This window comes from Sorangium sp. So ce131, assembly GCF_051519095.1.
GTDB lineage: Bacteria > Myxococcota_A > Polyangia > Polyangiales > Polyangiaceae > Sorangium.
Map to the genome: position 1 here is coordinate 2944941 of NZ_CP150455.1, position 25509 is coordinate 2970449.

Annotated in this window: 21 protein-coding genes and 1 tRNA gene; 14 read left to right on the forward strand and 8 right to left on the reverse strand. The window is 73.7% G+C overall.

Annotated elements, in window-relative coordinates; genetic code table 11:
* Positions 1-18: 18 nt before the first annotated feature.
* Positions 19-2727 carry an ATP-dependent helicase HrpB gene (hrpB, locus tag WMF43_RS10920; RefSeq protein ID WP_437679548.1) on the reverse strand — a complete coding sequence of 903 codons (2709 nt, stop codon included), beginning with the start codon at positions 2725-2727 and terminating at the stop codon, positions 19-21.
* Positions 2728-2813: 86 nt separating this feature from the next.
* Here hrpB and WMF43_RS10925 point away from each other — a divergent pair, with 86 nt between their 5' ends.
* On the forward strand, positions 2814-4397 hold the full coding sequence (locus WMF43_RS10925) for an amidase (protein ID WP_437679550.1): 1584 nt from the start codon (positions 2814-2816) through the stop codon (positions 4395-4397).
* Between the two features lie 158 nt (positions 4398-4555).
* Here the strand turns inward: WMF43_RS10925 and WMF43_RS10930 are convergent.
* From WMF43_RS10930 to rpsU, 3 genes are all read right to left on the reverse strand, one after another.
* A tRNA-Pro gene (locus tag WMF43_RS10930) sits at positions 4556-4630 on the reverse strand.
* A 188-nt stretch (positions 4631-4818) separates the two neighbouring features.
* Positions 4819-5949 (reverse strand): glycosyltransferase family 4 protein, encoded by a 1131-nt coding sequence (locus tag WMF43_RS10935; protein WP_437679551.1) that lies wholly within the window; start codon positions 5947-5949, stop codon positions 4819-4821.
* Positions 5950-6157: 208 nt separating this feature from the next.
* Positions 6158-6382: a 30S ribosomal protein S21 gene (gene rpsU, locus WMF43_RS10940; protein WP_012234386.1), complete on the reverse strand. Its 225-nt coding sequence runs from the start codon at positions 6380-6382 to the stop codon at positions 6158-6160.
* A 411-nt stretch (positions 6383-6793) separates the two neighbouring features.
* On the opposite strand from rpsU, the gene WMF43_RS10945 reads away from it, so the two are divergent.
* From WMF43_RS10945 to rpiA, 7 genes are all read left to right on the forward strand, one after another.
* Positions 6794-7321 (forward strand): Fur family transcriptional regulator, encoded by a 528-nt coding sequence (locus WMF43_RS10945; protein ID WP_437679552.1) that lies wholly within the window; start codon positions 6794-6796, stop codon positions 7319-7321.
* 80 nt (positions 7322-7401) lie between these two features.
* Positions 7402-7830, forward strand: coding sequence for a rubrerythrin family protein (locus tag WMF43_RS10950; protein WP_437679554.1), 429 nt, complete (start codon positions 7402-7404; stop codon positions 7828-7830).
* Between the two features lie 167 nt (positions 7831-7997).
* Positions 7998-9395, forward strand: a complete 1398-nt coding sequence (locus tag WMF43_RS10955) for a hypothetical protein (RefSeq protein WP_437679556.1) — start codon at positions 7998-8000, stop codon at positions 9393-9395.
* 20 nt (positions 9396-9415) lie between these two features.
* Positions 9416-9991, forward strand: coding sequence for a DUF3501 family protein (locus WMF43_RS10960; RefSeq protein ID WP_437679558.1), 576 nt, complete (start codon positions 9416-9418; stop codon positions 9989-9991).
* Positions 9992-9996: 5 nt separating this feature from the next.
* The gene (locus WMF43_RS10965) at positions 9997-10440 is read left to right on the forward strand and encodes an acyl-CoA thioesterase (protein WP_437679560.1); all 444 of its coding nucleotides are present in this window, start codon (positions 9997-9999) and stop codon (positions 10438-10440) included.
* Complete coding sequence (locus WMF43_RS10970; RefSeq protein ID WP_437679562.1) at positions 10437-11201, forward strand: phospholipase D-like domain-containing protein; 765 nt, start codon at positions 10437-10439, stop codon at positions 11199-11201. Before WMF43_RS10965 ends, WMF43_RS10970 begins: the two co-directional genes overlap by 4 nt.
* A gap of 26 nt (positions 11202-11227) precedes the next feature.
* Complete coding sequence (rpiA, locus tag WMF43_RS10975; protein ID WP_437679564.1) at positions 11228-11926, forward strand: ribose-5-phosphate isomerase RpiA; 699 nt, start codon at positions 11228-11230, stop codon at positions 11924-11926.
* A gap of 34 nt (positions 11927-11960) precedes the next feature.
* Here the strand turns inward: rpiA and argH are convergent, their stop codons facing one another.
* Both argH and WMF43_RS10985 read right to left on the reverse strand, forming a co-directional pair.
* Positions 11961-13253 (reverse strand): argininosuccinate lyase, encoded by a 1293-nt coding sequence (gene argH, locus WMF43_RS10980; RefSeq protein ID WP_437679566.1) that lies wholly within the window; start codon positions 13251-13253, stop codon positions 11961-11963.
* A complete protein-coding gene (locus tag WMF43_RS10985; protein ID WP_437679567.1) occupies positions 13254-14219 on the reverse strand; it encodes a hypothetical protein in 966 nt (321 codons plus the stop codon).
* Positions 14220-14425: 206 nt separating this feature from the next.
* Here WMF43_RS10985 and fni point away from each other — a divergent pair, with 206 nt between their 5' ends.
* From fni to WMF43_RS11000, 3 genes are all read left to right on the forward strand, one after another.
* Positions 14426-15505, forward strand: a complete 1080-nt coding sequence (fni, locus tag WMF43_RS10990) for a type 2 isopentenyl-diphosphate Delta-isomerase (RefSeq protein ID WP_437679569.1) — start codon at positions 14426-14428, stop codon at positions 15503-15505.
* 261 nt (positions 15506-15766) lie between these two features.
* Positions 15767-16612: a GAF domain-containing protein gene (locus tag WMF43_RS10995; RefSeq protein WP_437679570.1), complete on the forward strand. Its 846-nt coding sequence runs from the start codon at positions 15767-15769 to the stop codon at positions 16610-16612.
* A gap of 2 nt (positions 16613-16614) precedes the next feature.
* The gene (locus WMF43_RS11000; protein ID WP_012234398.1) at positions 16615-16992 is read left to right on the forward strand and encodes a response regulator; all 378 of its coding nucleotides are present in this window, start codon (positions 16615-16617) and stop codon (positions 16990-16992) included.
* 148 nt (positions 16993-17140) lie between these two features.
* Here WMF43_RS11000 and WMF43_RS11005 read toward each other — a convergent pair whose 3' ends face one another.
* Positions 17141-18073, reverse strand: coding sequence for a diguanylate cyclase (locus tag WMF43_RS11005; RefSeq protein ID WP_437679572.1), 933 nt, complete (start codon positions 18071-18073; stop codon positions 17141-17143).
* Between the two features lie 199 nt (positions 18074-18272).
* Positions 18273-19013, reverse strand: a complete 741-nt coding sequence (locus WMF43_RS11010; RefSeq protein ID WP_437679574.1) for a metallophosphoesterase family protein — start codon at positions 19011-19013, stop codon at positions 18273-18275.
* Positions 19014-19138: 125 nt separating this feature from the next.
* On the opposite strand from WMF43_RS11010, the gene WMF43_RS11015 reads away from it, so the two are divergent.
* The 3 genes from WMF43_RS11015 (at position 19139) to WMF43_RS11025 (ending at position 24872) form a co-directional block, all read left to right on the forward strand.
* Positions 19139-22327, forward strand: coding sequence for a bifunctional [glutamate--ammonia ligase]-adenylyl-L-tyrosine phosphorylase/[glutamate--ammonia-ligase] adenylyltransferase (locus WMF43_RS11015; RefSeq protein WP_437679575.1), 3189 nt, complete (start codon positions 19139-19141; stop codon positions 22325-22327).
* Between the two features lie 143 nt (positions 22328-22470).
* Positions 22471-23037 carry a hypothetical protein gene (locus tag WMF43_RS11020; protein WP_437679576.1) on the forward strand — a complete coding sequence of 189 codons (567 nt, stop codon included), beginning with the start codon at positions 22471-22473 and terminating at the stop codon, positions 23035-23037.
* Positions 23038-23432: 395 nt separating this feature from the next.
* Positions 23433-24872 carry a carboxypeptidase-like regulatory domain-containing protein gene (locus WMF43_RS11025; protein ID WP_437683986.1) on the forward strand — a complete coding sequence of 480 codons (1440 nt, stop codon included), beginning with the start codon at positions 23433-23435 and terminating at the stop codon, positions 24870-24872.
* Positions 24873-25509 lie beyond the last annotated feature (637 nt).

Genomic DNA, 25509 nt, shown 5'->3' on the forward strand with positions numbered 1-25509 from the left:
GGATCCGCGCGCGCGGCGTCACGCGTTACGGGGCGGCGGGCGCGCGGGCGGCGCGGCGTGGGCGGGGTCGTCCGGCCACGCGTGCTTCGGGTATCGGCGGCGGAGCTCCTTGGCGAGCGCGGGGTAGTGGCGCGCCCAGAACCCCGACAGGTCGGTCGTGACCTGCACCGGGCGCTGGTTCGGCGCGCACAGGTGCAGCACCACGGGCACCCGCCCGCCGGCGACCCGCGGCCCCTCCGCCATGCCGAAGAAGTCCTGCAGGCGCGACGCGAGCGACGGCGGCGCGCCGGCCGTGTACTCGAGGCGCGCCCGCCGGCCGCCGGGCAGCACGATCGACTCGGGGGCGAGCTCGGCGAGCGCCCGCGCCTTCGCGGGGCTCAGCGAGGCCTGCACGGCGCCCGCCAGGTCCGCGTCGCGGAGCTCGGCGAAGCTCCTCCGCCCCTCGCAGAGCGCCTCGAGCGCGGCGAGCACCGCGTCCTCCCCCACGTCGGGCAGCTCGGCGTCAGGGCAGTGCGCGCGCACGAACGCGACCCGCGCGAGCCAGCGATCGAGCGCGTCGCCCTTCGCGAACGCCCGCCACCCCTTCGCCTTCGCCTGCGCGGCGAGCTCCCGCGCCGCCGCGCTGGAGAGCGGCCCGCCCGCGTCGAGGGGCGGCCGCGCCTCGTCCAGCACGAGCGCGTCGTACGAGAGGCGGCGCACGACCTCGACGCGCTCCGCGGCGGCGTTCCACGTCGCCTCCGTCGTGTCTCGGATCGCATCGGTGAAGAGATCGAGCAGCCAGTCGGCCTCGATCGCGCTCGCCGACCGGACGACCGTGCGCGCCGCGCGCCCCTCGCTGCGCTCCTCGATGTCGACCGCGACCACGAGGTCGACCTCGTCGACCGTGCTCGCCTCGGAGAGCGCGGCCGTGCCGCCCGCGGCGAGCACGACCTCCCGCCCGCTCCGCCCCGACGCGTTCGCAGGGCGGCGGAGCCGCCCCACGCGGTCGGGGTACCCGGTGAGGATCGCGATGCGCTGCGCGACCTCGCGCGCCTCCGCCGTCTCCGGCGGCGCCGCGAGCCGGTGGTCGGCGAGCCGCGCGAGCTGCTTGCGCGTGCGCTCCACGGAGAGCGCGCGCGCCGGGTCGACGCCCAGCCACCGCAGCCGATCCGCCGCGAAGCGCGCGCGATCCGCCTCCTCGAAGGTCTGGAGCGCGGCGAGCAGGTCGGCGCTGTGCCGCGCGTCGCCCCGCCGGCCGTGCGCCTCCCGGGGGCCCGCGGGCGCGCCGAGATCGCGCTCGGCGGCGAGCGCGGCGAGGGTGCACCCGTCGTCGGCGATCCCGCGCCGCTCGGCCTCCACGATCATCCGCGCCTGCCGCGGGTGCGCCGGGAAGCGCAGCATCCGCCGCCCCGTCTTCGTCACGCGCCGCCCCTCGTCGAGCGCGCCGAGCCGCACGAGCAGCGCCTCGGCCGCGGCGAGCGCGGCGGGCGGCGGCGCCTCGATCCACCCGAACCCCTCGAGATCCGCGACGCCCGCGGCGCAGAGCTCGAGCACCGTCTCCGCGAGATCGAGCCGCCGGATCTCGGGGGCCTCGTGCTCCGGCCGCGCGGCGAGGTCCCCGCGCGTGTAGAGCCGGAGGCAGCGGCCGGGCCGCGTCCGGCCGGCGCGCCCCGCGCGTTGCGCGGCGGAGGCGCGGGCGATCGGCGCGACGCGGAGCGTCGGCAGCCCCGACCAGGGCGCGTGCGCGGCCACGCGCGCGAGCCCGCTGTCGACGACCGCCACGACGCCGTCGATGGTCACCGAGGTCTCGGCGACGTTGGTCGAGAGGATGATCTTGCGGCGGTCCGCGGGGCGCACCGCGCGATCCTGCTCCGCGGCCGAGAGCGATCCGTGGAGGGGCAGGAGCAGGAGGTCCGCGCTCTTCGCGAGGGCCGCGCACGCGTCCGTTGACCGCCTGATCTCCGCGGATCCCGGCAGGAACACGAGCACGTCGCCGTCGAGGCCCTCGTCGAGGAGCTGCCGCACCGACGAGGCGACCAGGCTCTCGAGCGTGCGGTCGCCCCAGTGCGCGGGCGCGCGGCGATCGCCGGCGTGGGCCGGCGCGCTCACCCGGGCGCTCGGCAGGTGCTCGATCGCGACGTCGAACATCCGCCCCTCGGCGCGCACGATCGGCGCCGCAGCGGCCTCGGCCTCCGGCGCGCCGCCGCCCGGCGCGGGGGCGGTCGGCGCGCCCGCCCCGCCGAGGAACGCCGCGATCGGCCCGGCGTCGAGCGTCGCGGACATCACGACGATCCGGAGATCGGGCCGCGCGCCGCGCTGGAGACGGCGGAGCAGCGCGAGCGCGACGTCGCCGGCGAGGTGCCGCTCGTGGAACTCGTCGAGCACGACGGCGCTGACGCCGCGGAGCTCGCGATCGACGAGGAGCCGCCGCGTGAGCACGCCCTCGGTCACGAAGCGGATCCGCGTCGCCGGGCCGGCGGCCTCCTCGAAGCGCATCGTGTAGCCCACGGTCTCGCCGACGCGCTCGCCGAGCTCCTCGGCCACGCGCCGCGCCGACAGGCGCGCGGCGAGCCGCCGCGGCTCTAGCACCAGGATCTCGCCGCGCTCGGCGAACCCCGCGTCGAGCAGCGCGCGCGGCACGCGCGTCGTCTTGCCCGCCCCTGGCGGCGCCTCGAGCACCACGCTCGGGCGCGCGCGCAGGGCGGCGCAGAGGTCGGGGAGGATCGGATCGATCGGGAGCGGCTGCATGGCGTGTGACCTCGGCGCTCGCGGGCGCGGGGCGCCTCAGCCTAGCAACGCTTCCGGCGCGGCGGCCTGTGGTACTCGTCGGATCCATGAGCGCCTCGACCGATCCCACCCGGCTCTCCGCGACCGTGCTCTCCTCGCTGCTGGCCGCGCGCGCGATCAGCGCCGAGGAGGCCGCGCGGGCGCACCTCGCGCGCATCGACGCGCTCGACCCGAAGATCCGCGCCTTTACCCAGGTATTCCGCGACGAGGCGCTCGCGACCGCCCGCGGCCTCGACGACGAGCGCCGCCGCGGGGAGGTCCGCGGTCCGCTCCACGGTCTCCCGGTCACCGTCAAGGAGTCGCTCGACATGGCCGGCATGGCCTCCACGCTCGGGGTCGCGTCCCGCCGGGGCCACCGGGCGGCCAGCGACGCGGGCGTGACGGCGCTGCTCCGGCGCGCAGGCGCCGTGATCCTGGGGCGCACGAACGTGTCGCAGCTGCTCCTCTACCACGAGGCGCGCAACCCCCTCTTCGGCCAGACGGCGAGCCCGTGGAGCCTCGAGCACAGCCCGGGCGGCTCGTCCGGCGGCGAGGCCGCCGCGATCGCCGCGGGCATGTCGCCGCTCGGGATCGGCACGGACATCGGCGGCAGCATCCGCATCCCCGCGCATTTCAGCGGCATCGCCGGCTTCAAGCCCACGCTGGATCGGTGGACCAACCAGGGGAGCAACTCGGCGCTGCTCGGACAGGAAGCGATCCGCGCGCAGGTCGGTCCGATGGCGAGGAGCGCCCGCGACCTCGCGCTCGTCATGGCCGAGCTCGATCCCGCGGCCATGGCCGAGCTCGACGTGCGCGTGCCGCCGTTCCCCCTCACCGAGCCGGCGGGCGTCGAGGTGGCGCGGCTGCGCGTGGGGTTCTACTGCGACGACGGCGTCGTCCCCTCGTCCACCGCCGTGGCCCGCGCGGTCGTGAAGGCGGCGTCGGCCCTGCGCGCGCGGGGCGCCACGGTCGTGCCGTTCACGCCGCCCGGGATCCCCGACGCGATCTACGGGTACTTCGCGGCGCTCTCCGCGGACGGCGGCGCGACGGCGCTGTCGATCACGGGGAGCGGCGGCGGCGCGGAGCTCGACGTCGCGCTCCGGTCGCTCCGCACGCTGGCGACGCTCCCGCCGATCGCGCGCCGCGCCGCCGCGCGCGTCGCCGGGCTCGCGGGCGAGCGGAGGCTCCAGCGCCTGATCGAGGTCACCGGGCCGAAGTCCGTCGCCGAGCTCTGGGGCATCACGCACGCCCTCCGCAGCGCGCGCGCCGCGATCGCGTCCGCCATGCGCGCCGCGTCGCTCGACGTGCTGCTCTGCCCTCCGTACGCGACGCCCGCGCTGCCGCACGCCGCGTCGCGCGACTTCGCCCTCGCGGGCAGCGCGGCGATGCTCTGGAACCTCGCCCAGTTCCCGGCGGGCGTCGTGCCGGTGACCCGCGTGCGCGCCGAGGAGGCGCGCCGCGCGCGGCCGCGCGACCGCCTGGAGCGGCGCGCCGCGGAGGTCGACGCGATGAGCGAAGGGCTGCCCGTCGGCGTGCAGGTGGTCGGCTACCCGTTCACCGATCACGTGGTGCTGGCCGCGATGATCGCCATCGAGGACGAGCTCGCCAGCGAGCCGGATCGGCCGGTCACGCCGGTCGATCCGCCCGCGTGACGCGCGACGCGACGAGCGCCTGAAGCGCGGCGACACCCGGACCGATCTGCGCATCTGCGCCGTCGTCGCCCGGCGCTCGCGCCGTCGGCGCGCGGCGACGCGTGATCAGACCCCACAAAGCCGAAAGGTCCGCCGGAGAACCTTCTCCGCCGGACCAGTCGGGGCGAGTGGATTCGAACCACCGACCCCTTGACCCCCAGTCAAGTGCGCTAACCAGGCTGCGCTACGCCCCGAGCCACTCCGCCGCCACGTTTCGGTGCGGAGCGAGGGCGCACCGTAGTCGAAGCCTCGGGAATTGCAAGGGCATCGCGACATGCATCGCGGATGTCGTTCCTGACCTGCATCTGCGGAGCAGCAAGCCCGGGGTGGGCGCCCCGTCCGGAGCACCCGGCGAGGAGGCCGCGATCTCAGGGCAGCGGCGTCAGGGCAGCGGCGGGCCGGCGTGCTCCAGGCTGCGCGACGGGATCGTCTGGAGCGCAGCGGCGAGGCTCTCGACCGTGCCGGCCGCGACGAGGATCCCGCGATCGTCCCTGGCCCACGCGCCGACGTCGCCCGCGTCGCACGCGACGACGGGCACGCCGAGCGCGCGCGCCTCGCGGATCACCGTGGGGGCGGCCTCGTGCGAGGAGGGGTGCAGCAGCACGTCCGCCGCGCCGATCCAGGCGAGCGCCTCGCGCCGCGGGAGCGCGCCGGTGAAGCGCACCGCCGCGGCGACCCCGCCGCCCGCGCCCGGCGAGGCGCCCGCGGCGAGGTCGCCGCGGCGCGCGAGGCGCTCGAGCGCGCCGCGCTCCGGGCCGTCGCCGATCACGACGAGACGCAGCCCGACGCCCGCCGCGCGCGCCGCCTCGATCGCGAGCGCGACGCGCTTCGTCGGGACGAGCCGGCACGCCACGACGACGAGGCGATCGCCGGGGCCCTCCACGAGCTCGCGCCGGAGCGAGGCCGCGCGCTCCGCGACGGGAGGCAGCTCGATCGCGGGCGGCTCGACGTGAGACGCGCCGGCGAGCGCGCGCGCCTGCTCGGGCGCGAGCGAGCGCGCGAGGGCGTCGCGGAGCGCGCTCGCGGCGAAGACGAACCGCGCGCCGCGCCGGAGGAGCGCGCCCACGACGGCCGCGCGCGCCGCGTGCGGCGCGCGGAGCAAGAGCCGCACGTCGGCGCCGTGCGCGCGGACCTCGAGCGGCGTGCGCGTGCCGGCGAGCAGGAGCGGCCACGCGCACGGGAGGATCCAGTGCGCCACCGCGCGGTCGACGGGGCCCACCTCGCGCAGGCGCGCGAGCACGGAGGCCGCGAACGGGAGCGCGGAGAGCAGGCGATGGGGAGCCTCCCGCGCGCGCGACGCCGCGCCCGGCCACGCGAACAGCGCCCCCCCGCCCGCCCGGTGGACGACGAGGCCGCCGTCCCGCGACGGCGGATCGACGATCGAGCCGCCGGCTGCGATGACGTGGACCTCCGCCCCGCCGCGCGCGAGCGCCCGCGCCGACGACCGCACGAAGTGGCCGGAAGGATCCTCGTCATCGGCGGGATAGGACGTCGTGACCACGACGACGCGCATGGGGACCTCGGGGATCAAACACGCGCCGCGCGCGCTGCGGTCGGGCCGCACGGAGGCGCAGCCAGGGTCACGCCGCGCCGTCGAGGTGTCTGTGATAGCAAAAAGGCCAAGGCGCAAAGCACACCGCGGATGCCTCGCCGAGCATCCGCCGTGTTCTCTGTGTCTTGGCCGTTGCGCTCGTGAAGAGCGATGTCGCGTCGGACAGCGTCTAGGCGACCATGTCCATCTTCGACCGCTTCCGGCGGCGGCGCGCGGCCTCCGAGGCCTTCTTCCGCCGCTTCACGGACGGCTTCATGTAGTGCCGACGCCGCTTCAGCTCGCGGAGGATCCCCTCGGCGGCCATCTTCCTCTTGAGGTGTTTGATGGCGCGCTCGATACCCTTGTCGCCCACGGCGACCTCGAGCGGTTTGCACTGGATGGCGTCGGTCGGCATGTCTGGAAGCGTCCTCTTGATCGGATGAAATCTGGCCCAGTCGGAGGGCGGGAAATGCACGCCAGCGGGGGGCCGGCAGCGCGGGGCGCGCACTATGGCAGAGCCCCTCGGGCCTCGCAAGAGCCATCCGGGGTGGGGTCGGGGCGGCCCCTCGGGGGCTGCGGGCTGCGTTCCGTCTGCACGCTCGCCGCGATCTCCACGCTGCCCGACGCTCGTCGCCACACGTCGCCGCGCCGCCTCGCTCGTCTCGATTGTTAGGACTTGCAATTGAGAAACTTTCTAATTATGCATCCACCCATGGTCGCCGCCTCGCGAACGCCTCCTGCGAAGAGGTCCTCGCCCCGCGGGGCGAGGGGGCGTGCGGCCGGCCTCGAGCGGGGAGGGGTCGGGGAGGACGCCCGGATCGCGTCGATGCTGGCGTGCGTGAGGGCCTCGGGGCTCAAGCTGACGCCGCAGCGCATGGCGATCGTGCGCGAGCTCGCGGCCGATCCGACGCACCCGACGGCGCAGGAGCTGTTCGAGCGGCTGCGGCCGGCGCTGCCGACGATGAGCTTCGCCACGGTCTACAACACGCTGGACGCGCTCGCGTCGGCGGGCCTCTGCGCCGCGCTGTCGCTGTCGCCGGGCGCGGCCCGCTTCGATCCGAACATGGCGGCGCACCACCACGCGGTGTGCGACCGCTGCGGGCTCGTGCGCGACGTGCCGTGCGAGCCGAGCGAGTCGCCCGGCGGGCCGTCCACGGAGCCGATCCGCGCGCCGCTCGCGGCCGCGCCCGGCTTCGAGGTCCGCGCCGTCGAGCGCATTTACCGGGGGATCTGCGCCGCCTGCGCGAAGGGCGGCCAGGGCGAAGGGCGCGCGCCCGCGCGGGCTCGAGAGGCCGGCCGCGCCGCGGAAGGGCGCGCGGGGGCCCGCGCCGCGCGGCGCCCCGAACGTGTCTAGCGGAGCCCCCGCGCAGCGGAGCTGACCTGCGCGGGGCACCAGGGTCTCATCCCAGCCGTTCAACGAAGGAGAACGAAACGATGGCAAACAAGCAGCTGACGGGCACGAAGACGCACCAGAACCTGAAGGACGCCTTCGCCGGGGAGTCGCAGGCAAACCGCCGCTACCTGTACTTCGCCAAGGTCGCGGACGTCGAAGGCCGCCCGGACGTCGCGGGCCTCTTCAAGGACACGGCCGACGGCGAGACGGGCCACGCGCACGGCCACCTCGACTACCTCAAGGCGGCGGGCGACCCGGCCACCGGGCTGCCGATCGGCAACACGGAGAAGAACCTGAAGGCCGCCGTCGCCGGCGAGACCCACGAGTACGAGACGATGTACCCGGGGTTCGCCAAGGAGGCCCGCGAGGAGGGCTTCGACGACATCGCGGAGTGGTTCGAGACGCTCGCGAAGGCCGAGAAGTCGCACGCGGGCCGCTTCCAGAAGGCGCTCCAGTCGCTCGACTTCTGATCTCGCGCGATGACCGCGCGCGCGGGCGCCCCTGGATCGACCGAGCCGCCGGCGGCTCGACCCGGGGCGCTGGCGCGGCGGCAGCGCGCGCTGCCGGCTGGCAGAGGCCCCGCGGCGAGCCGCCCTTTCGCCCCGAATCCCATGACGATGTGGAGAGGAACCGACCAGTGAGCGTCATCCGGCGTGCACCAGACCGTCCACCGGCGACATCGCCGCACGACGAGCGATACTTCAACCCCCGCGATCTCGAGGCGGAGCTCAAGCGGACGTTCCAGATCTGCCACGAGTGCCGCATGTGCGTGGGCTACTGCGGGTCGTTCCCCGAGCTCTTCGCCCGCGTCGACAGGGACATCGAGTCCGGCGTCGCCGAGGGCGCCGAGGCCCTCACGTACGAGGACTTCAAGGCGGTCGGCGACGAGTGCTGGCAGTGCAAGCTCTGCTACATCAAGTGCCCTTACACCGCGGACGAGAACGCTTACGAGCTGCTCGATTACCCGCGGGTGCTCGCGCGCGAGCGCGCCGTGCGCGCGCAGCGGGAGGGCATCCCGCTGGTGGACAGGATCCTCGGCGAGCCGCAGCTCGTCGGTCAGCTCGGGTCCGGCCCCGCCGCGCCGCTCGCGAACCTGGTGCAGGCGAACCGGCTTTTGCGCAAGGTGCAGGAGAAGGTGACCGGGATCTCGTCGGAGTTCCCGCTGCCCGAGATGGCCCGCAAGCCGTTCTCGTCCTGGTTCTCGGAGCACGGCCCCGCGGCGGACGCCGGCAAGCAGGGCTCCGTGGTGCTCTTCGCGACCTGCTACGGCGAGTACAACACCCCCGGGGTCCCCGAGGCCGCGGTGCGCGTGCTCGAGCACAACGGCTACGCGGTGCACGTCCCCGGCTGCGCGACGCCGGACGCGGCGCCCGACGCGCCCGAGGGCGCGCTGACGTGCTGCGGGATGCCGAACCTCGACGGCGGCGACGTCGACGCCGTCATCGCGAAGGTGAAGCACAACGTCGCGCTGCTGATCCCGCACGTCCGCAAGGGGCGGAAGATCGTCGTGGTCGGCCCGACGTGCGGCTACACGATGAAGAAGGAGTGGCCGGAGTACGTGCCGACGCCGGAGGCGCGCGAGGTCGCGGCCGCGACGCTCGACATGATGGAGTTCCTCGTCCAGCTCGGGCGTGAGAAGCGGCTGAACCGCGAGTTCAAGAAGGGGCTCGGCACCATCGCGTACCACGCCGCGTGCCACCTGCGCGCGCAGAAGATCGGCTTCCCCGGCGCCCGCGTGCTCGGCGTCGTCCCCGACACCGAGGTGCGCGTCGTCGAGCAGTGCTCGGCGGTGGACGGCACGTGGGGCATGAAGGCGGCCCACTACGAGACCGGCCGCAAGTACGCGTCGAAGCTCGTGCGCGGCGTCGCGGACGTGGACGTGATCGTCAGCGACTGCACGCTCGCCGGCCTCAGGATGGTCAAGGAGAACGGCGCGAAGGTGCTGCACCCGGTCGAGGCGCTCGCCTACGCGTACGGGATCGGCCCGGCGTCGTACCTGGCGCCGAGCCGTGAAGGCACCGTGAAGGAGCCGTAAGCAGCCCCAGAGGAGGATCCATGCGTCCCATCGATCGCAACGAGGTGCTCGGGATCGGCGAGTACGAGACGATCCGAGAGCGGTTCCGCAGCCGCGTCATCGAGGAGAAGCGGCCCCGCCGCGTGCGGATCGGCGACCACCTGACCGCGGTGTTCGAGAACCGCGACTCGGTGCTGTTCCAGATCCAGGAGATGCTCCGCACCGAGCGGATCACGAGCGAGAGCGGCGTCCTCCACGAGATCGAGACGTACAACGAGCTCATCCCGGGCGAGGGGCAGCTCAGCCTGACGCTCTTCGTGGAGATCCCGGACCGCTCGCTGCGCGACAAGATGCTCGTCGAGCTCGCCGGGCTCGAGGACGCGGTGTCGATCGAGGTCGACGGCGTCGCCGCGCGGGCCGCTGGCAAGCGCGAGGGCGCCGTGGAGGGGCGCACGACGGCGGTGCACTACCTCAAGGTGGACCTCGCGGGGGCCGCGCAGGCGGCGATCAAGGCGAGGCGGGCGGCGGCGTCGATCGTCGTCGCGCACCCGCGTTACAGCGTGAAGGCGCCGCTCGGGAAGGCGACGCTGGACAAGCTCGCGCAGGATCTCGCCTAACCGCGATGGTTTCCCTCGATCGGCCGATCAAGTTCGAGGAGGTCGACGCCGCGAACCTCGTGTTCTTCGCGCGCTACCTCGCGTACGCGCACGAGGCGATGGAGCGGTTCTTCGCGCCGCTCGAGGGGGGCTACGCGGGGCTCATCCTCGCGCGGCGGATCGGGCTGCCGGCGGTGCGGGTCGAGGCCGACTACGCGGCGCCGGTGCGCTACGGCGAGACGCTCCGGATCGAGACGTCGGTGGCCCGCATCGGCCGGAGGAGCGCCACGCTGCGGTACCGGATGTTCCGCGCGCACGACGGCGTGCTGGCCGCGGAGCTCCGGCACACGGTGGTGACCACCGATCTCGTGAAGACCGCCTCGGTCCCGATGCCGGAGGACGTGCGCGCCCTGCTCACCGCCCACCTCGATCCCGATCCCGCGCCGGCCGGCGCCGGTCCGCAGGGGTGAGCTCCGCGAAGCGGCCGCCGCGGGCGCGGGCGCCCAGCCGCGCCGGCGAGGCGGCGCCGCAGCGCGCCGGCGAGGCGGCGCCGCAGCGCGCCGGCGAGGCGGCGCCGCAGCGCGCCGGCGGGGCGGCGCCGCAGCGCGCCGGCGGGGCGGCGCCGCAGCGCGCCGGCGGGGCGGCGCCGCAGGCCGCGCTCAAGCGGCGGGTCGACCTGACGCTCCTCCGCGACCGGGCGCACTACGACGCGCTCGTGATGGGCGCCGTCGCGAAGGCGCGCGTCTCCGTGTGGATCGCGACGGCCAACGTGAAGGAGCTGCGCGTCGAGGCGCCGATCGGGTCGCGGGCGCGGGCGCGCGGCCGGTACATGTCGTTCCTCGATCTGCTCGACGGCCTCGCCGCGCGCGGGGTCGAGCTGCGCCTGCTGCACGCCGGCGTGCCGTCGCGGGCCTTCCGCGCCGAGCTCCGCCGCCGGCCGCGGCCGCCCCTCGAGATGCGGCGCTGCCCGCGGGTCCACCTGAAGATGATCGCCGTGGACGGCGCGCTCCTCTACCTCGGCTCGGCGAACCTCACCGGCGCCGGGCTCGGGGCGAAAGGCGAGGGGCGGCGCAACTTCGAGGCGGGCGTGCTCACCGACGACGATCTCCTGCTCGACGAGATGCAGGCGACGTTCGAGGCGATCTGGACCGGCGCCGAGTGCAAGCGGTGCCGGCTCCGGCCGCTGTGCCCGGGGCCGCTCGACCAGCTCGACAAAATCCCGTTGCGCTGACGGCCCCGATGGCCGATGAGCAGCGCATGAGCACCGCGGGACCGGACCCCTCCGACCTCGACCGAATCGCCGTCGCCGCGCTCGCGCGCGTGGAGGACGGCATGTTGCTCGGGCTCGGCACCGGGCGCGCGGCCGAGGCCTTCATCCGCCGCCTCGGGGAGCGCGTCCGCCGCGGCCTCCAGATCCGGGGCGTCGCCACCTCGGAGCGCTCGGCGGCGCTCGCCCGTCGCGAGAACATCCCGGTGGTGGCGTTCGAGGAGGTCGAGCGCCTCGACATCGCCGTCGACGGCGCCGACGAGGTCACCCCCGATCTCGACCTGATCAAGGGGCTCGGCGGCGCGCTCCTCCGCGAGCGCGTGGTGGCCTACGAGGCTGCGCAGTTCATCATCCTCGTGACCCCGGAGAAGCTCGTCGAGAAGCTCTGCTCCCGCGCGCCGATCCCGGTCGAGGTGGTCCCCTTCGCGAGCACGTCGGCCGCGCGCCACCTGACCGCGCTCGGGGGCAGACCCGCCGTCCGCAAGAACACGGACGGCTTCCCCTTCCAGACCGACAACCACAACTGGATCCTCGACACCGCGTTCGACCCGATCGACGCGCCCGCCGCGCTCGACGCGCGCATCCGCAAGATCCCCGGCGTCGTCGACACGGGCGTGTTCCTCGGCATGGCCACCCTCGTCCTGGTGGCGGATCCCGGCGCGGTCCGGGAGCTCCACCGGCAACGCTAACGACGACCGCCGCCCGGCGAGCTCCCGCCCCGTACTACCGTGCGTTCCGCTCCAGCCTGCGCGCGAGCTCGTCCAGCGCGAGGTTGCCCGGCGCGCCGAGCGACACGCGCGCGCGCAAGCTCGCCGCCGCGTCTCCCGCCGGCAGCACCGCGATCTCCGCCGCGACCTTGCGGTAAGCCTCCCGGAACGGGACGCCCTGCACCGCGAGCTCGACGGCGCGATCCGTCGCGAAGCACTCCGGCGTGATCGCCTGGGCCATGCGCTCGCGGTCGAACGCGAGCCCCTCGACGAGCCGCGGCAAGAGGCGCGAGGTCGCGAGCGCCTCGTCGAGGCCGCGCATCGTGGGCCCCTTCGTGAGCTGCAGATCGCGGTGGTAGCCGGACGGGAGCGCCACGAGCGCCTGCACCTCGGCGAGCGCGCCCTGCACGACGGAGCACGACGCGCGCATGAGCTCGACGACGTCGGGGTTGCGCTTCTGCGGCATGATCGACGAGCCGGTGGTGAACGCCTCCGGGAGGCGGATGAACCCGAGCTCGCTCATCGCGAACAGGCTGAGATCCCACGCCAGCCGGCGGCTCACGGCGACGACCTGCCACGCGGCGGCGAGGATCTGCGCCTCGATGATGCCCCGCGACGTCTGCGAGGCGAGCGGGTTCAAGGCCACGCCGGAGAACCCGAGCTCGCGCGCCACGCCGACGCGATCGAGCGGCAGGTTCACGCCGAAGCCGGCGGCGCCGCCGAGCGGGCAGCGGTCGACGAGCGCGCGCGTCGCGCGGACGACGTCGACCGCGTCCGCCAGCCCCTCGACGAACGAGGCGGCCCAGTAGCCGACCGAGGACGGCACCGCCCGCTGGAGGTGCGTGTAGCCGGGCATCGGCGTGTCCGCCTCGCGCCGGGCGAGATCGAGCATCGCGCGGGCGCCCGCCGTCGCGCGCTCGGCGAGCTCGTCCAGGGCGTCGCGCTCGTAGAGGCGCGTCGCGACGAGCACCTGATCGTTGCGGCTCCGGCCGGTGTGCACCTTCTTGCCCGCGTCGCCGATGCGCGCGACCAGCGCGGCCTCGATCGCGCTGTGACCGTCCTCGTCGTCCTCGGTGAGCCGCAGCTCGCCGGCCTCGTTCTGCGCCGAGAGCACCTCGAGCTCGCGGACGAGCGCGTCCCGCTCCGCCTCGCTGAGCACGCCGATCCGCGCGAGCCCGCGGACGTGCGCGATCGTCGCCCGCAGATCGTAGGCGAGCAGGCGCTGGTCGAGCTGCCAGTCGTCGCGCGAGGTGTACCGCAGCATCTGGGCGTCCGTCGCGCCCCCTTTGTCCCACAGTCGTGTGCTCATTCAGGTCTCCAGGCTCTCGTCCACGAGGGCGCGGATCTCGGCGAGCTTCTTCGCCTTGCCCTCATCCATCGCCCGCGCCTTCGCCGCGCCGGCGCCGAGCGCGATCGAGCGCTCGAGCTCCCGCAGATCGTCGTCCGCGGTCCGCGCCGGCCGGCTCTTGCCCAGGCCGAGCGCGCGGGCGAGCCAGCTCCTCGACGCGCCGATCGCGTAGTCGTCCGCGGCGATCCGCTCGGGCGCGGCGCGCAGCATGCGGACGAGCGCCAGGTTGGAGCTCGCCCAGACGGTCGACTCGTCGAAGTGGGCGCGCGGCGTCACGTCGAGGTGCCGCGCGGCGGTCCGGTCGGGCACGCCGTGCAGCCGGCAGTAGATCGCGAGCGCGAGCGCGAGCTCGTCGACCGGCATCTTCGTCGCCGAGTGGACCTGCACGCCGCCGCAGCCCTTCGCGTACAGGTACGAGCCGTTCGTCACGAGGACGCCGAAGCCGAGCAGCACGGCGGCGAGATCCACGGCGGGCTCGCGATCCCGGGGCAAGAGCGCGTCGAAGGCGCAGGACTCGGCGAGGAACATGAACGAGACGGCGCGCACGAACGCGGTCGTGAGCACCGTCGGGTTGCGGACCTCGCCCGCGGAGACGGCGACCCGGTAGCCGCCGTCGCCGAGCCGCGCGACCCGCTCGAGCTTCGCGTCGAGGGCCACCCCGCCGCACGCGCCGCTCGAGCAGCTCACGGTGCGGGCCTCGCCCTCCGGGGTGACCACCGCGAGCTCCACCTGGAGGTCCTGGAGCCCGGCGTGCTCCTGGACCCGCGTCATCAGGGCGGCCACCGTGTTCGCCGAGCCGTCGAACGGATCGGGGAAGAACTCGGCCGTCGGCTGCACCAGCCCGTGGACAGGCTCGGCGCTGTGCTGGAGCAGCGCGGCCGTCGTGCGCAGGATCCAGCGGATCTGAGGTTCGTCCGGGAGGTCCATGGGCCTACTTTACGCCACGGCGCCGCGCCGGTCGCGCAGGAGCTTCGCGCCGGCGGCGCGCTCCGCCACAGCCGAGGGGTCCCGAACGCCGTCCGGTCGGCGCCCGGGCGGTGGGCGGGTCGGCGTCGGGTGGCGATTTTGGCGATTTTTTGTCCATGCCACTTCCTTTTCGACGCCGGTCGACGACCGCGTAAAGTTGTGCCCCCATGACAGAAGAAGCGAAGGACATCGCCGAGAGGAAAGCCGACCACATCGAGCTCTGCGCGACAGGTGACGTCGGATTCCGGACCAAGACGACGCTTCTTGAACAGGTCGAGCTGATTCACGACGCGCTGCCGGAGCTCTCCCTCGACGCGGTGGACACGTCGGTGCTGGTGCTCGGGAAGCGGCTCCGCGCGCCCCTGCTCATCGCGGCGATGACCGGGGGCACGGAGCGGGCGCAGTCGATCAACCGGGAGCTGTCGCGCATCGCGGAGGAGCGCGGGTACGGCTTCGGCCTCGGGAGCCAGCGGGCGATGCTGAACGGCGACGCCTCGGCCACCTACGAGGTCCGCGAGCACGCCCCGACGACCCTGCTGCTCGGGAACATCGGCGCGGTGCAGGCGCGATCGCTGTCCACCGAGGCCGTCGCCGAGCTCGTGGCCCAGGTCGGCGCGGACGCGCTGTGCGTGCACATGAACCCCGCGATGGAGCTGGTCCAGCCGGGCGGCGATCGCGACTTCACCGGCGCGCTCGACGCGATCAGCCGCCTGGCGAACGGCCTCAGCGTGCCGGTCGTCGCCAAGGAGACGGGCTGCGGGATCGGCCCGGGCACGGCCTACCGCCTGATCCGGGCGGGCGTGCGCAACCTGGATGTCTCCGGCTCTGGCGGCACGTCCTGGGTCGCCGTCGAGACGGAGCGCGCCAACGGCGCGGCCCGCTCCCTCGGCGAGTCGCTGCGCGACTGGGGTGTCCCGACGGCCGCCTCGGTGCTCATCGCGCGCACCATCCGTCCTCGCTTCAAGACGATCATCGCGACCGGCGGCATCACGAGTGGTCTTGACATCGCCCGGGCGCTCGCGCTCGGCGCGCACGCGGCCGGGATCGCACGCCCGGTGCTGCAGGCGTTCATCTCGGGGGGGAGGGACGCCGCGGTGCGGTACCTCGAGAACGTCGAGGCGGAGCTCCGGGCCGTGATGCTGCTCGTCGGGGCCCGCGACGTCGCCTCGCTCCGGAAGACGCCTGTGCTGCTCGGGCGGGACCTGCGCCGGTGGACCAAGCTGATGAAGCAGATGGAGAAGGCGTAACCGTGGAGCGGGGGGCATGCGGGTCGGGGAGGCGGGCTTTCGGCCTCCGAGGTAGGGCGTTCGGATCCAGTCCGGCGTCCTCGGCGGCGCGGGCGGGGGTCGATGGGGGGGCCAGTGCGGGGGCCGGTGGGGGCGGCGGCGCGCGCTCCTCGCGGGAAGCCTCGGGGGTCGGTCGACGCGCGGCGCTGGCCCGCGCTCGACGCTTCCGTCCGGTCAGCCCCGCATGATACGGTCCGAAGCTCTGGAGAACCCCGGGATAAAATGACGGAGAAAAAAGGGCGTCCGAGCGATCGTCCCCCCGAGGACCTGAAGAAGGAGCGCGATGCCTTCATTCAGCAGTTCTTCCGCAAGGGGGCGCAGCTGACCGAGGAGCTCCTCCGGGAGAACGAGCGCCTTCGCGACAAGATCACCGAGCTCGAGGCGGAGAACGGCAAGCTCCGGGCGCACCTCGCGAGCGACTCGGCGATCCGCGACCTGCTCCGCAAGATCGAGGAGCTCGAGCAGGAGAAGCGCGATCTCGTGACCCAGTCGGTGCGGATGGTGGCGGCCTCGGACCGCTTCAACAGCCGCTACTCGGAGGCGGAGGGGGAGCTCGCGAACCTCGCGAACCTGTACGTCGCGCTGTCCCAGCTGCACGCGGCGCGCAACGTGCGCAGCGTCCTCCGCAACCTGAAGGAGCTCCTGGCGCAGTTCCTCGGGGCGGGCGCCTTCTCCGTGTACCTGGCGTCTCCTGATGGTAAGGAGCTCGTCTCGATCGCGAGCGAAGGTGTGGCCGTCGACGAGATCGCGCGGATGCCGGTGACCGAAGGGGTCATCGGCCAGGCATTCTCGAAGGGGGAAATCTTCTTCGATGAGACCAAGGACGTCTCCAAAGGGAGCATCGAGGATCCGGCGGCCGTGATCCCGCTCGACTTCAACGGGCGCACGATCGGTGTGATCGCGATCTTCAGCACGCTCCCGCAAAAGACGGAGTTCGTGAACGTGGACACCGAGCTGTTCAAGCTCCTCGGGGCCCAGGCCGCCCCCGCCCTCATCAACGCGCGGCTCTTCACCGACGCCGGCCGGAAGGTGCCCGGCGTCCAGGCATTCCTGGACCTGGAGGACTGATCATGGCCGAGTACTCGTGTCTGATCGTGGAAGACTCGCCCATGATGCGGCAGCTCTTGGTCTTCGCGCTCGCGCGCGTGAAGAACCTCCGCGTCACCGAGGCGGACGACGGCGTCGACGGCCTCCGCAAGCTCGCCTCGACGAAGTACGACGTCATCATCACCGACATCAACATGCCGATCATGGACGGGCTCAAGCTCGTCAAGCGCGTGCGCACGGATCCGGTCCACAAGGACACCCCGATCATCATCATCACCACCGAGGGGTCCCAGGAAGACCGCCAGCGCGCGCTGCAGCTCGGCGCGAACGCGTACATCACGAAGCCCATCCAGGCGCCGCAGGTCATCGCCAAGGTCAAGGAGCTCCTCAAGATCGACTGAGGCGGCGGGCGGCGCGCGGGCCCCGCGGCTCGCGCGCCCCGCTCGGGCGAGCCGCGCTCGAGCGCCGCAGCTCGTCCGCACGCGCGCGCCGCGCCCGGCGGGGAGCCTGGAGGCGCGTCTGCCGCCGCGCGCGCGACGCCGCGCGCAGCTACCGCTTCGGCCCGTACTTCAGGAGCACGCGGTTCCTGCCGGTGCGCTTCGCCTCGTACAGCGCCTCGTCCGCCGCGGCGATGAGCTGCAGCCCGTTCTCCACGGGGATCTCGGGGTGCGCCGCGACGCCGACGCTGACCGTGGTCGGCACGCGGACGCCCTCGTGCTCGAAGACCGACCCCTCGATGAGGAGCCGCAGCCGCTCGCCGAGGATGCCCGCGTTCTCGAGCCCCACCCCGCGGCACAGGATGCCGAACTCCTCGCCGCCGTAACGGGCGAACACGTCCTCCGTGCGCACCGTGTTGCTCGCGATCTTGGCGATCCGCGCGAGGACGTAGTCGCCGGCGAGGTGCCCGAAGGTGTCGTTGATCTTCTTGAAGTGATCGACATCGAACATGAGGAGCGACAGGGGCGCGTTGTGCCGCCGCGCATAGGAGACCTCGGTCTCGATCCGATCCAGGAAGTACTTCTTGTTGAACGCCTTCGTGAGCGCGTCGCGCAGCGCCGCGTCGTACATCTGCTGCTGGAACGACTCGTCCAGGTGATCGTGGTAGGTGAACTTGAGGATCGTCGTCGAGCCGAGGCGGATCTTGTCGCCGTCGTGCAGCGGGACGCGCTTCACGTGCTCGCCGTTCACCATCGTGCCGTTCGAGCTGTCGAGATCCTCGATCAGCACCTGGCTGTCCATCTGGAGCAGCCGCGCGTGGCGCCGCGAGATGCCGTCGTCGTTCAGCCGGATCGTCGCCCCGGACGCCCGGCCGATCACGATCTCCGCGCCGTCGACGCGGTACATCTCGCCGACGTTGGAGCCGGCGAGCACGATGAGGTAGGCGCGATCCTTCGGCGAACGCGCCGGGAGCTCCTTCTGCAGTTCCCCCACGTTGGCCACCCGCGTGGCCTCGAAGTCATCGTCGGGGAGGCGGCTTCCCATGCTCCCTGACGATGATCCTAAATCCTTGAAATAGGTTCAAGCGCGAGGGCACCGGGTCGAGGAGGTTCCTGCGCTGGTAGGGGGCGTGACAAGCGTTGTGCGCGTCGCGGGCGGTTTGGCTTGCGTCGCGCGTCGTGTTCACGTCACGCAGCCCTCGCCAGGCCGGCCTCGCCAGGCCGGCCTCGCCGGGCCGGGCTCGTCAGGCCGCCCTGCCGAGCGGCACCACGAGCTGCTCGACCTGGAGCTCGCCCGCCCGGAGCTCGATGAACGTCGCGTCGGCGTGCCCGGCCCCGTACGACGCCGCGATCGACCCGCCCCGCGAGAGCTCGCCCGGCGCGCGCCCGGCGACGCGCACCCGATCGGCGGCCGCCCCGCTGAGGACCGAGCAGGGCGCCTCGCCCACCGAGCCGACGTTGATGATGCGCACGCCGCCCACCATGCGATCGAACGGGACGTGAGAGCCGCCACAGATCACGACGTCCGCCGGATCGTCGCCGAGCAGCGAGAGCACCTCCTCGTCGGTCATGTCGTGGGAGATCGGCTCCATCGGATCCGCGGGGGAGCCGTGGACCAGGACGAGCTCGCCGCCGTCCTCGAGCGGGAGGCGGAACGTGGGGGCGAGCCGCGCCAGCCGGGCAAGGATCAGCTCGCCGAGCTCGGTGCGCGTCTCGGCCAGACGATCGAGCCGCGCCCGCTCGTGCTGGCTCCGCGGCCTGACCTTGTCGATGTCCAGCGTCGCCAGGGCGCGATCCGATACGCCCTGTACACACACCGCCTTGGCCTGCGTCAGCCGGCGCCAGGTCTCGAGCGGCTTCGGGCCGGGAAAGCAGAGATCTCCGGCGACGAGGAGCTGGGTGTAGCCTCGACGCTCGGCGGTGGCCAGGACCGCCGCGAGCGCGTCGGCGTGGCCGTGGATATCCGAAACGCAGAGGAGTCGCACCCGGCGAGCATAGGATCGGGGAGCGGCTCCGCCAAGGCGCGAGGTGAGCCTCCGTCACGATAAACCGGCGGTCGGACGCTGCGGAACCGTCGTTCGTGGTCCCGGGGTCTTGCTAGCCTCCCGCCATGCAACAGGTCACGAGGCTCCTGGACATCGCGCGCGCGATCGACCCGCAACGCGTGGAGGACCGCGCCGAGCGGCTCTCGGCTCGCCTGCGCCCCGGGACGATGGCCTTCGCCGTCGCGGCGCTCCTCACGGCCGCCTACCCCGCGATCGGCGCGGCGATCGAGGCGAACCCGGACATCGCGGAGCGGCTGGCGGCGGAGGGCCACCAGACGGCGCGCGACCGCGCCACGTACCTCGCGCGGATCCGGGGCCGCGCCGGCGACCTCTCGGACGCGGACCGCGTGCGCCGGGAGCTCCGGCGCGTGGCGCGCGAGGAGCGGATCCGCATCGCGCTGCGCGAGCTGCTCCCGCCCTCGGCGGGCGGCGCGGACGTCGACGTCACCTCGCGCGAGCTCACCGAGCTCGCCGAGGCGACGATCGAGGTCGCGCTCGCGGAGGCCGTCGCCGCGGTGACCGCGCGGTTCGGGGAGCCGCGCACGGCGACGGGCGCGCGGTCGAAGTTCGTCGTCCTCGGGATGGGGAAGCTCGGCGGCGAGGAGCTCAACGCGGGCTCCGACGTGGACCTCATCTACCTCTACGACACCGACGACGGGCACGTCGGCCCCCTCGGCGACCGCGCCGTCTCGGTCACCCTGCACGATTTCTGGGCCCGCGTCGCGCGCCGGCTCACCTCGACGCTCGAGGAGGTCACCGAGGACGGCTTCGTCTGGCGCGTGGACCTCCGCCTCCGCCCCGAGGGGCGGAGCGGCCCGCTCGTCAACTCGCTCGCCGCGGCCGAGCGTTACTACGAGTCGTTCGGCCGCCTCTGGGAGCGCGCCGCCCTGCTCCGCGCCCGCGAGATCGCCGGCGATCTCGATTTCGGCGCGGAGGCGCTCTCCGTGCTCGGCCCGTTCGTGTGGCGGCGCCAGGTGGATCCGCAGCTCGCGGCCGACATGATCGACCTCGTCGAGCGCGCCCGCACGGAGCTCTCCCACGACGCCTCGCGCGATCTGAAGCTCGGGCCGGGGGGCATCCGCGAGGCCGAGTTCTTCGTGCAATCGCTGCAGCTCATCTGGGGAGGGCGCGAGCCGCGGGCGCGCGCGAAGGGCATGCTCGACGGCCTGCGGCGGCTGCGCGCGCTCGGGTACGTGACGGACCGGGAGGGGCGGGAGCTCGTGGGCGGCTACCTCGCGCTGCGCCGCGCGGAGCACGCGGTCCAGTCGGCCTCCGGGGTGCAGACGCACCTGCTGCCCGACGGCGGGGCCGAGCTCGATCGCCTCGCCCGCGCGCTGCGCTTCGACGACGCCGCCGCGTTCCTCGCCGACCTCGAGCAGCACCGGAGCCGGATCAAGGCCCGGCTGGCGTCGCTCCTGCCGAAGGGGAGCGCCCGCCCGTCGCGGTGGACCGAGGCGATGGCCGCGCTCGATCACGGCGATCGCGAGGCCTTCGCCGAGGCGCTCGCGAAGCAGGCCGTGCTGCTGCTCTGCGGCGCCGGCGCCGCGGAGGACGCGCTCGCCGGCGGCGCCGCGGCGGACGAGGGCGCCGCGGCCGAGCTCGCCGCGTCGCCCGGCGCGCCGCCCCAGCCGGGCGCGCAGGCCGCGCTGGCCGCGCGCTTCCGCGACGTCGCCGACGATCTGTTCGAGCTCTCGCGCCACCCGGACGGGCTGCTCGGCGCGCGCAGCCGCGAGGCGTCCTCGACGCTCGCCGAGACGCTGCTCGCGGCGGTCGTCGACGCCGCCGATCCGGAGCAGGCCGCGCGCTTCCTCCGGCGGTGCTTCACCCGCATCCGGCACTCGTCCGTCTACGCGCGCATGCTCGGCGAAGATCCGCGCGCGCTCCGCCGGCTCATCGAGGCGCTCGGGTCGAGCGCGTTCATCGGCGACGCCATGGTCCGGTACCCCGAGCTCGTCGACGTGGTGCTGTTCGCGCGCGGCGCGCCGGGCGCCGACGTGATCAGGCGCGCCATCCAGGAGAGCCTCAGCGAGGCCGCGCCGGACGAGGATCCCGAGGAGGCGCTCATGTCGGCGCTCCGGCGCGCGAAGGCGCGCGTCACCATCGAGGTCGGCCTCGCCGATCTGAGCGGCGAGGTCGGCACGCGCGAGGCGACGAACGCGCTCTCGGATCTGGCCGACGCGTCGCTCGAGGCGGCGACGCGCTTCGCGCTGGGGACGCCGGCGGGGGAGCCCGTGCGGGGGCTCGCCGTGATCGCGATGGGCAAGCTCGGCGGCCGCGAGATCGGCTACGGCTCGGATCTCGACGTGTTCTTCCTGTTCGATCCGGCGCGCGCGCCGTCCGGCGACGTCGGGCCGGGCTCGGATCCCGCCACGTACTACGCGCGGCGCGCCCGGCAGATCATCCGGCTCATCTCGATGTCGCACGCGTCCGGCCCCGGCTACGAGCTCGACACGCGCCTGCGCCCGTCGGGCAGCCAGGGGCTGCTCGTGACCTCCATCGACGGGTTCGCCCGGTACCACGGCGTCCGCCGGGCGGGCGGGGCGTCGCCGGCGTCCGCGGAGCCGGAGACGCCGCCCGGGGCGCGGCACCCGCACGCCGCGATCTGGGAGCGGCTCGCGCTGATCCGCGCCCGCGCGGCGGCGGGGGATCCGGAGCTCGGGGCGGAGGCGATCGCGATCGCGCACGAGGCCGCGTACCTCCAGGCGGACGACTTCGATCGCGTCGGCGACGAGATCCACCGCCTCCGGCTGCGCATGGAGCGCGAGCTCTCGCACGAGCGCCGCGGGCGGCGCGACTTCAAGCTCGGGCGGGGCGGCCTCGCGGACATCGAGTTCTCGGTGCAGTTCCTCCAGATGCGTCACGGCGTCGATCCGCGCGTGCGGACCACCGAGACGCTCGCGGCGATCGACGCGCTCGCCGCGGCCGGGTACCTGTCGGCCGAGCACGCCGAGGCGTTCCGGGACGGCCACGCGTTTCTGCGCAAGATCGAGCAGCGGATCCGCATCGTGCACGCGGACGCGTCGCAGCTGCTCGAGGAGAACGCGCCCGGCGTCCCGCTCCTGGCGCGGCGGACGGGCATCCGCGCCCGCACCGCGGCCGAGGCCGCGCGGGAGCTGCTCGCGCGCTACGGCGAGATCACCGGGCGCGTCCGCAAGGCGTACGACGCCATCGTCGGGCGCGGGAAGGAGGAAGGCGCGAGCGCGGACCCGGGCGGCGAGGCGAGGCCGGCGAGCGCGCCGGGAGACAACCGCTGATCGGAGGGCGCTCGGACGGCGATGGGACGGCGATCCAAGGGCAACCCGACGGGTGACCGGACGCCGACGCCGCGCCGGCGGCGGCATCGACATGCGCGCTGACGGTTGGCCGTTGACCCTCGCCGGGCGCGATGGAAAGCCTTGTGCGACTCGCGATGACGACGATCACGACCACCCCGAGCGAGCAGCGCGCCGAGGCGCCTGCCGCGCGCCGTTGCCTCCCCCAGGCGCTCTCCCTCGACAGCCTCATCGGCGCGCACCCCGACGCGCTGAGGCAGATGTACCAGGCCGGGAAACCGGCGGATCCCGCGGAGCTCGGCGACGCGCCGCGCGGGCGGCTCCTCGCCCTGCAGCCGACGGCCGGGGTTCACCTCGCGACGCGCCCGCTGATCCGGGCGCTCGCGGCGGGCTGGATGCCCTGGAAGGGCAACGAGTTCGACCACGGGGGGAACTCCGGCACGAACCTGGTCCTGGGAAGCAAGGTGTGCCGCTTCAAGGCGCAGCGCCTGCCCTCGGAGATCGACGGCGCGCCGACGCTGGCGCTGACCTACGGGGAGAAGGCGTTCGGCAATCCCTGGCCCGTCAGCGCCCTCAAGGACGAGCTGCGCGCCGTGGGGCCCGGGTTCGCCATCGGACCGATGCTCATGAAGTGGCAGGAACGGTGGCACCTCGTGCTCTGGTTCGGGCTGGCGCGCGTGCACCCCGGCTGAGCCCCGGGGAACCGCCAAGCCCCGCCGAACCCGGCGCCCAGATCCCTCGCGGCGCGGCGGCCCAGAGCGCCGCTCCGGAGCGGCGCGTCCATGATGGATCGTCCACGCGCCGGACATCGTGGCCCCGTGTCGCACACCCCGAGCGCATGACATGAAGGGCGGCTGTCGAGAGGGTTGATACCGTCGCGCCTGCCCTGCGCGCAGTCGTTAGATCCGGGGATCAGGACATACCCGAATCTACCATCGCTTCATCCCTGGTCTTCACGGGACGTGCTTTCCGATTTCCACGCCCTCGCCTACGATAGAGATTGGGTGGCGGCAGGATTCCTTCGCCCGCGCCCGGGAGGCTCGGAATGTTGACTTGGTCGGGCAAGGCGGGAGTCTTGGTGGCTGTGATGGCCATGGTGCCGGGCGTCATGGCCGGCTGCTCCTGCGGGGACACGGGAGGTACGGGCGGCAGCGGGGGCGCGGCGTCCGGCGGCGCGGGGCCTGTCGGCGGGGGGTCCACCACGGGCGACGGCCTCGGCGGCGGTGATCTGCTGCCGCCTGGCGACGGCGGCGGCGGGGCGGGCGGCGAGGGGGGGTGCAAGGGCCTCGAGTGCCAGCAGGTCGCGTGCGAGGGCGACGCGAAGACCACGGTGAGCGGCACGGTCTACGACCCCTCGGGGAAGCTGCCCCTCTACAACGTGATCGTCTACGTCCCCAATGCGCCGCTCGATCCCATCACCGACGGCGCGACCTGCGAGCAGTGCAGCGCGACGCTCTCGGGATCGCCGCTCGTGACGGCGCTGACCGACACCCACGGGCGGTTCGTCCTGGAGAACGTGCCGGTCGGCGACGACATCCCGGTCGTCGTCCAGGTGGGCAAATGGCGGCGCGAGATCACCCTCCCCGCCGTGGAGGCGTGCAAGGACAACGAGACGGACGCCGGGACCATCCGGCTGCCGAAGAACCAGCAGGAGGGGCACATCCCGAAGATCGCCCTGACGACGGGCGGCGCCGATCCGCTCGAGTGCCTGTTGCGCAAGCTCGGGATCGAGGACAGCGAGTTCACCCCGGAGACCGGGGCAGGGCGGATCAACCTGTTCGCCGGCCGCGGCGACCCGGGTCACCCCGTGACGACGAACTATACGGGCACCCTGAACGGGGGTGTCGACTTCACGCCCGCCACGAACCTCTGGGGGACCGTCGAGAGCCTGCAGAAATACGATATGGTGATCCTGGCCTGCGAGGGCGACCCCCACGCCGAGGACAAGCCCGAGACCGCGCGCCAGGCCCTGTTCGACTACACGTCGCTCGGCGGGCGCGTGTTCGCGTCCCACTGGCACAACTACTGGCTGAAGCGAGGGCCCGATCCGTTCCCGGATACCGCCATCTGGGACAACATCCAGGAGGACCCGGAGAGCCCGCTCACGGCGAGCGTGGACATGAGGTTCCCGAAGGGCCAGGCGCTCGCGGACTGGCTGTTCAACGTCGGGGCGTCGACCACGCACGGGGAGATCGTGATCAACGGCGCTCAGCACACGGTCAACGGGGTGAACGAGGCGATCGCGACCCAGTGGATCTACTACCAGCAGCCCGAGCCCGCCGGGGTCCAGTACTTCACGTTCAACACGCCGATCGGCGTCGAGGAGGAGGCGCAGTGCGGCCGCCTCGTGTTCACGGATATCCATGTCTCCGCGGGGGACGTCACGGGGCAGCCGTTCCCGCTGGGCTGCACCACCGCCGACCTGACGCCGCAGGAAAAGGCGCTCCTCTTCATGCTGTTCGACCTCTCCGCCTGCATCGTTCCGGACGACGAGGTGCCGCCGGTCCCCGATCCTGTCATCAACTGAGGCGCCTCGAACACGCCCGCGCGGCCGGCGCCGCCGCGCGGGCGCCGGCGCCCTTTCGCCTCGCGCCGGGCGTCGTCAGGACAGCCCTTAGCAGGTCTCCAGAACATCCTGTTCCTGGTCGTCGCAGGCCGACCTCGCTGCGCGCGGGGCACGCGCCGCGCGCGCAGCGGGGCTCCGGCGCCTGGCCCGCGAAGAGCGACGATGGAGCGCAGGCTGCGCCGCGCTCGGCGCAATGCCACCTCCTGGCGCTGCGCGAACGCGATCGCGCAGAGGAGACAACAATGACAAGAGGCTGTCGCGGTGGGAAGCAGCACGCAGATACGGAATGTCATCCATGCGTGGTCCGGCGATCCTGCTAGGATGAAGCTCGACCGCAGTGCGGCGCCACATCCCCGAGCCTGGGTCGTTGGCTCTGGCCTCGTCCGAAGGAGCGTGCCTACGATGGTCCAGCATCGCCCTACGCCAGAGGCCGCACGCCGGGCCGTCGAGCGCCGGTCTGGCGACGGTGGCGTCGCGCTCCGGTCGATCGGGGGATCGCAGGACACGCGGCGCGTGGCTGCGTCTCCGCGGCAGAGCAGGATGGGGGAGGCGTGCGGCGTGGCGGAGGGCGACGGAGCTCAGATCGGCATCGTCCCGC

Coding starts and splice junctions, on each gene's coding strand:
- hrpB (WP_437679548.1), bottom strand. CDS start 2,727: ATGCAGCCGCTCCCGATCGATCCGATCCTCCCCGACCTCTGCGCCGCC.
- WMF43_RS10925 (WP_437679550.1), top strand. CDS start 2,814: ATGAGCGCCTCGACCGATCCCACCCGGCTCTCCGCGACCGTGCTCTCC.
- WMF43_RS10935 (WP_437679551.1), bottom strand. CDS start 5,949: ATGCGCGTCGTCGTGGTCACGACGTCCTATCCCGCCGATGACGAGGAT.
- rpsU (WP_012234386.1), bottom strand. CDS start 6,382: ATGCCGACCGACGCCATCCAGTGCAAACCGCTCGAGGTCGCCGTGGGC.
- WMF43_RS10945 (WP_437679552.1), top strand. CDS start 6,794: ATGCTGGCGTGCGTGAGGGCCTCGGGGCTCAAGCTGACGCCGCAGCGC.
- WMF43_RS10950 (WP_437679554.1), top strand. CDS start 7,402: ATGGCAAACAAGCAGCTGACGGGCACGAAGACGCACCAGAACCTGAAG.
- WMF43_RS10960 (WP_437679558.1), top strand. CDS start 9,416: ATGCGTCCCATCGATCGCAACGAGGTGCTCGGGATCGGCGAGTACGAG.
- WMF43_RS10965 (WP_437679560.1), top strand. CDS start 9,997: ATGGTTTCCCTCGATCGGCCGATCAAGTTCGAGGAGGTCGACGCCGCG.
- rpiA (WP_437679564.1), top strand. CDS start 11,228: ATGAGCACCGCGGGACCGGACCCCTCCGACCTCGACCGAATCGCCGTC.
- argH (WP_437679566.1), bottom strand. CDS start 13,253: ATGAGCACACGACTGTGGGACAAAGGGGGCGCGACGGACGCCCAGATG.
- WMF43_RS10985 (WP_437679567.1), bottom strand. CDS start 14,219: ATGGACCTCCCGGACGAACCTCAGATCCGCTGGATCCTGCGCACGACG.
- fni (WP_437679569.1), top strand. CDS start 14,426: ATGACAGAAGAAGCGAAGGACATCGCCGAGAGGAAAGCCGACCACATC.
- WMF43_RS10995 (WP_437679570.1), top strand. CDS start 15,767: ATGACGGAGAAAAAAGGGCGTCCGAGCGATCGTCCCCCCGAGGACCTG.
- WMF43_RS11000 (WP_012234398.1), top strand. CDS start 16,615: ATGGCCGAGTACTCGTGTCTGATCGTGGAAGACTCGCCCATGATGCGG.
- WMF43_RS11005 (WP_437679572.1), bottom strand. CDS start 18,073: ATGGGAAGCCGCCTCCCCGACGATGACTTCGAGGCCACGCGGGTGGCC.
- WMF43_RS11015 (WP_437679575.1), top strand. CDS start 19,139: ATGCAACAGGTCACGAGGCTCCTGGACATCGCGCGCGCGATCGACCCG.
- WMF43_RS11025 (WP_437683986.1), top strand. CDS start 23,433: ATGGCCATGGTGCCGGGCGTCATGGCCGGCTGCTCCTGCGGGGACACG.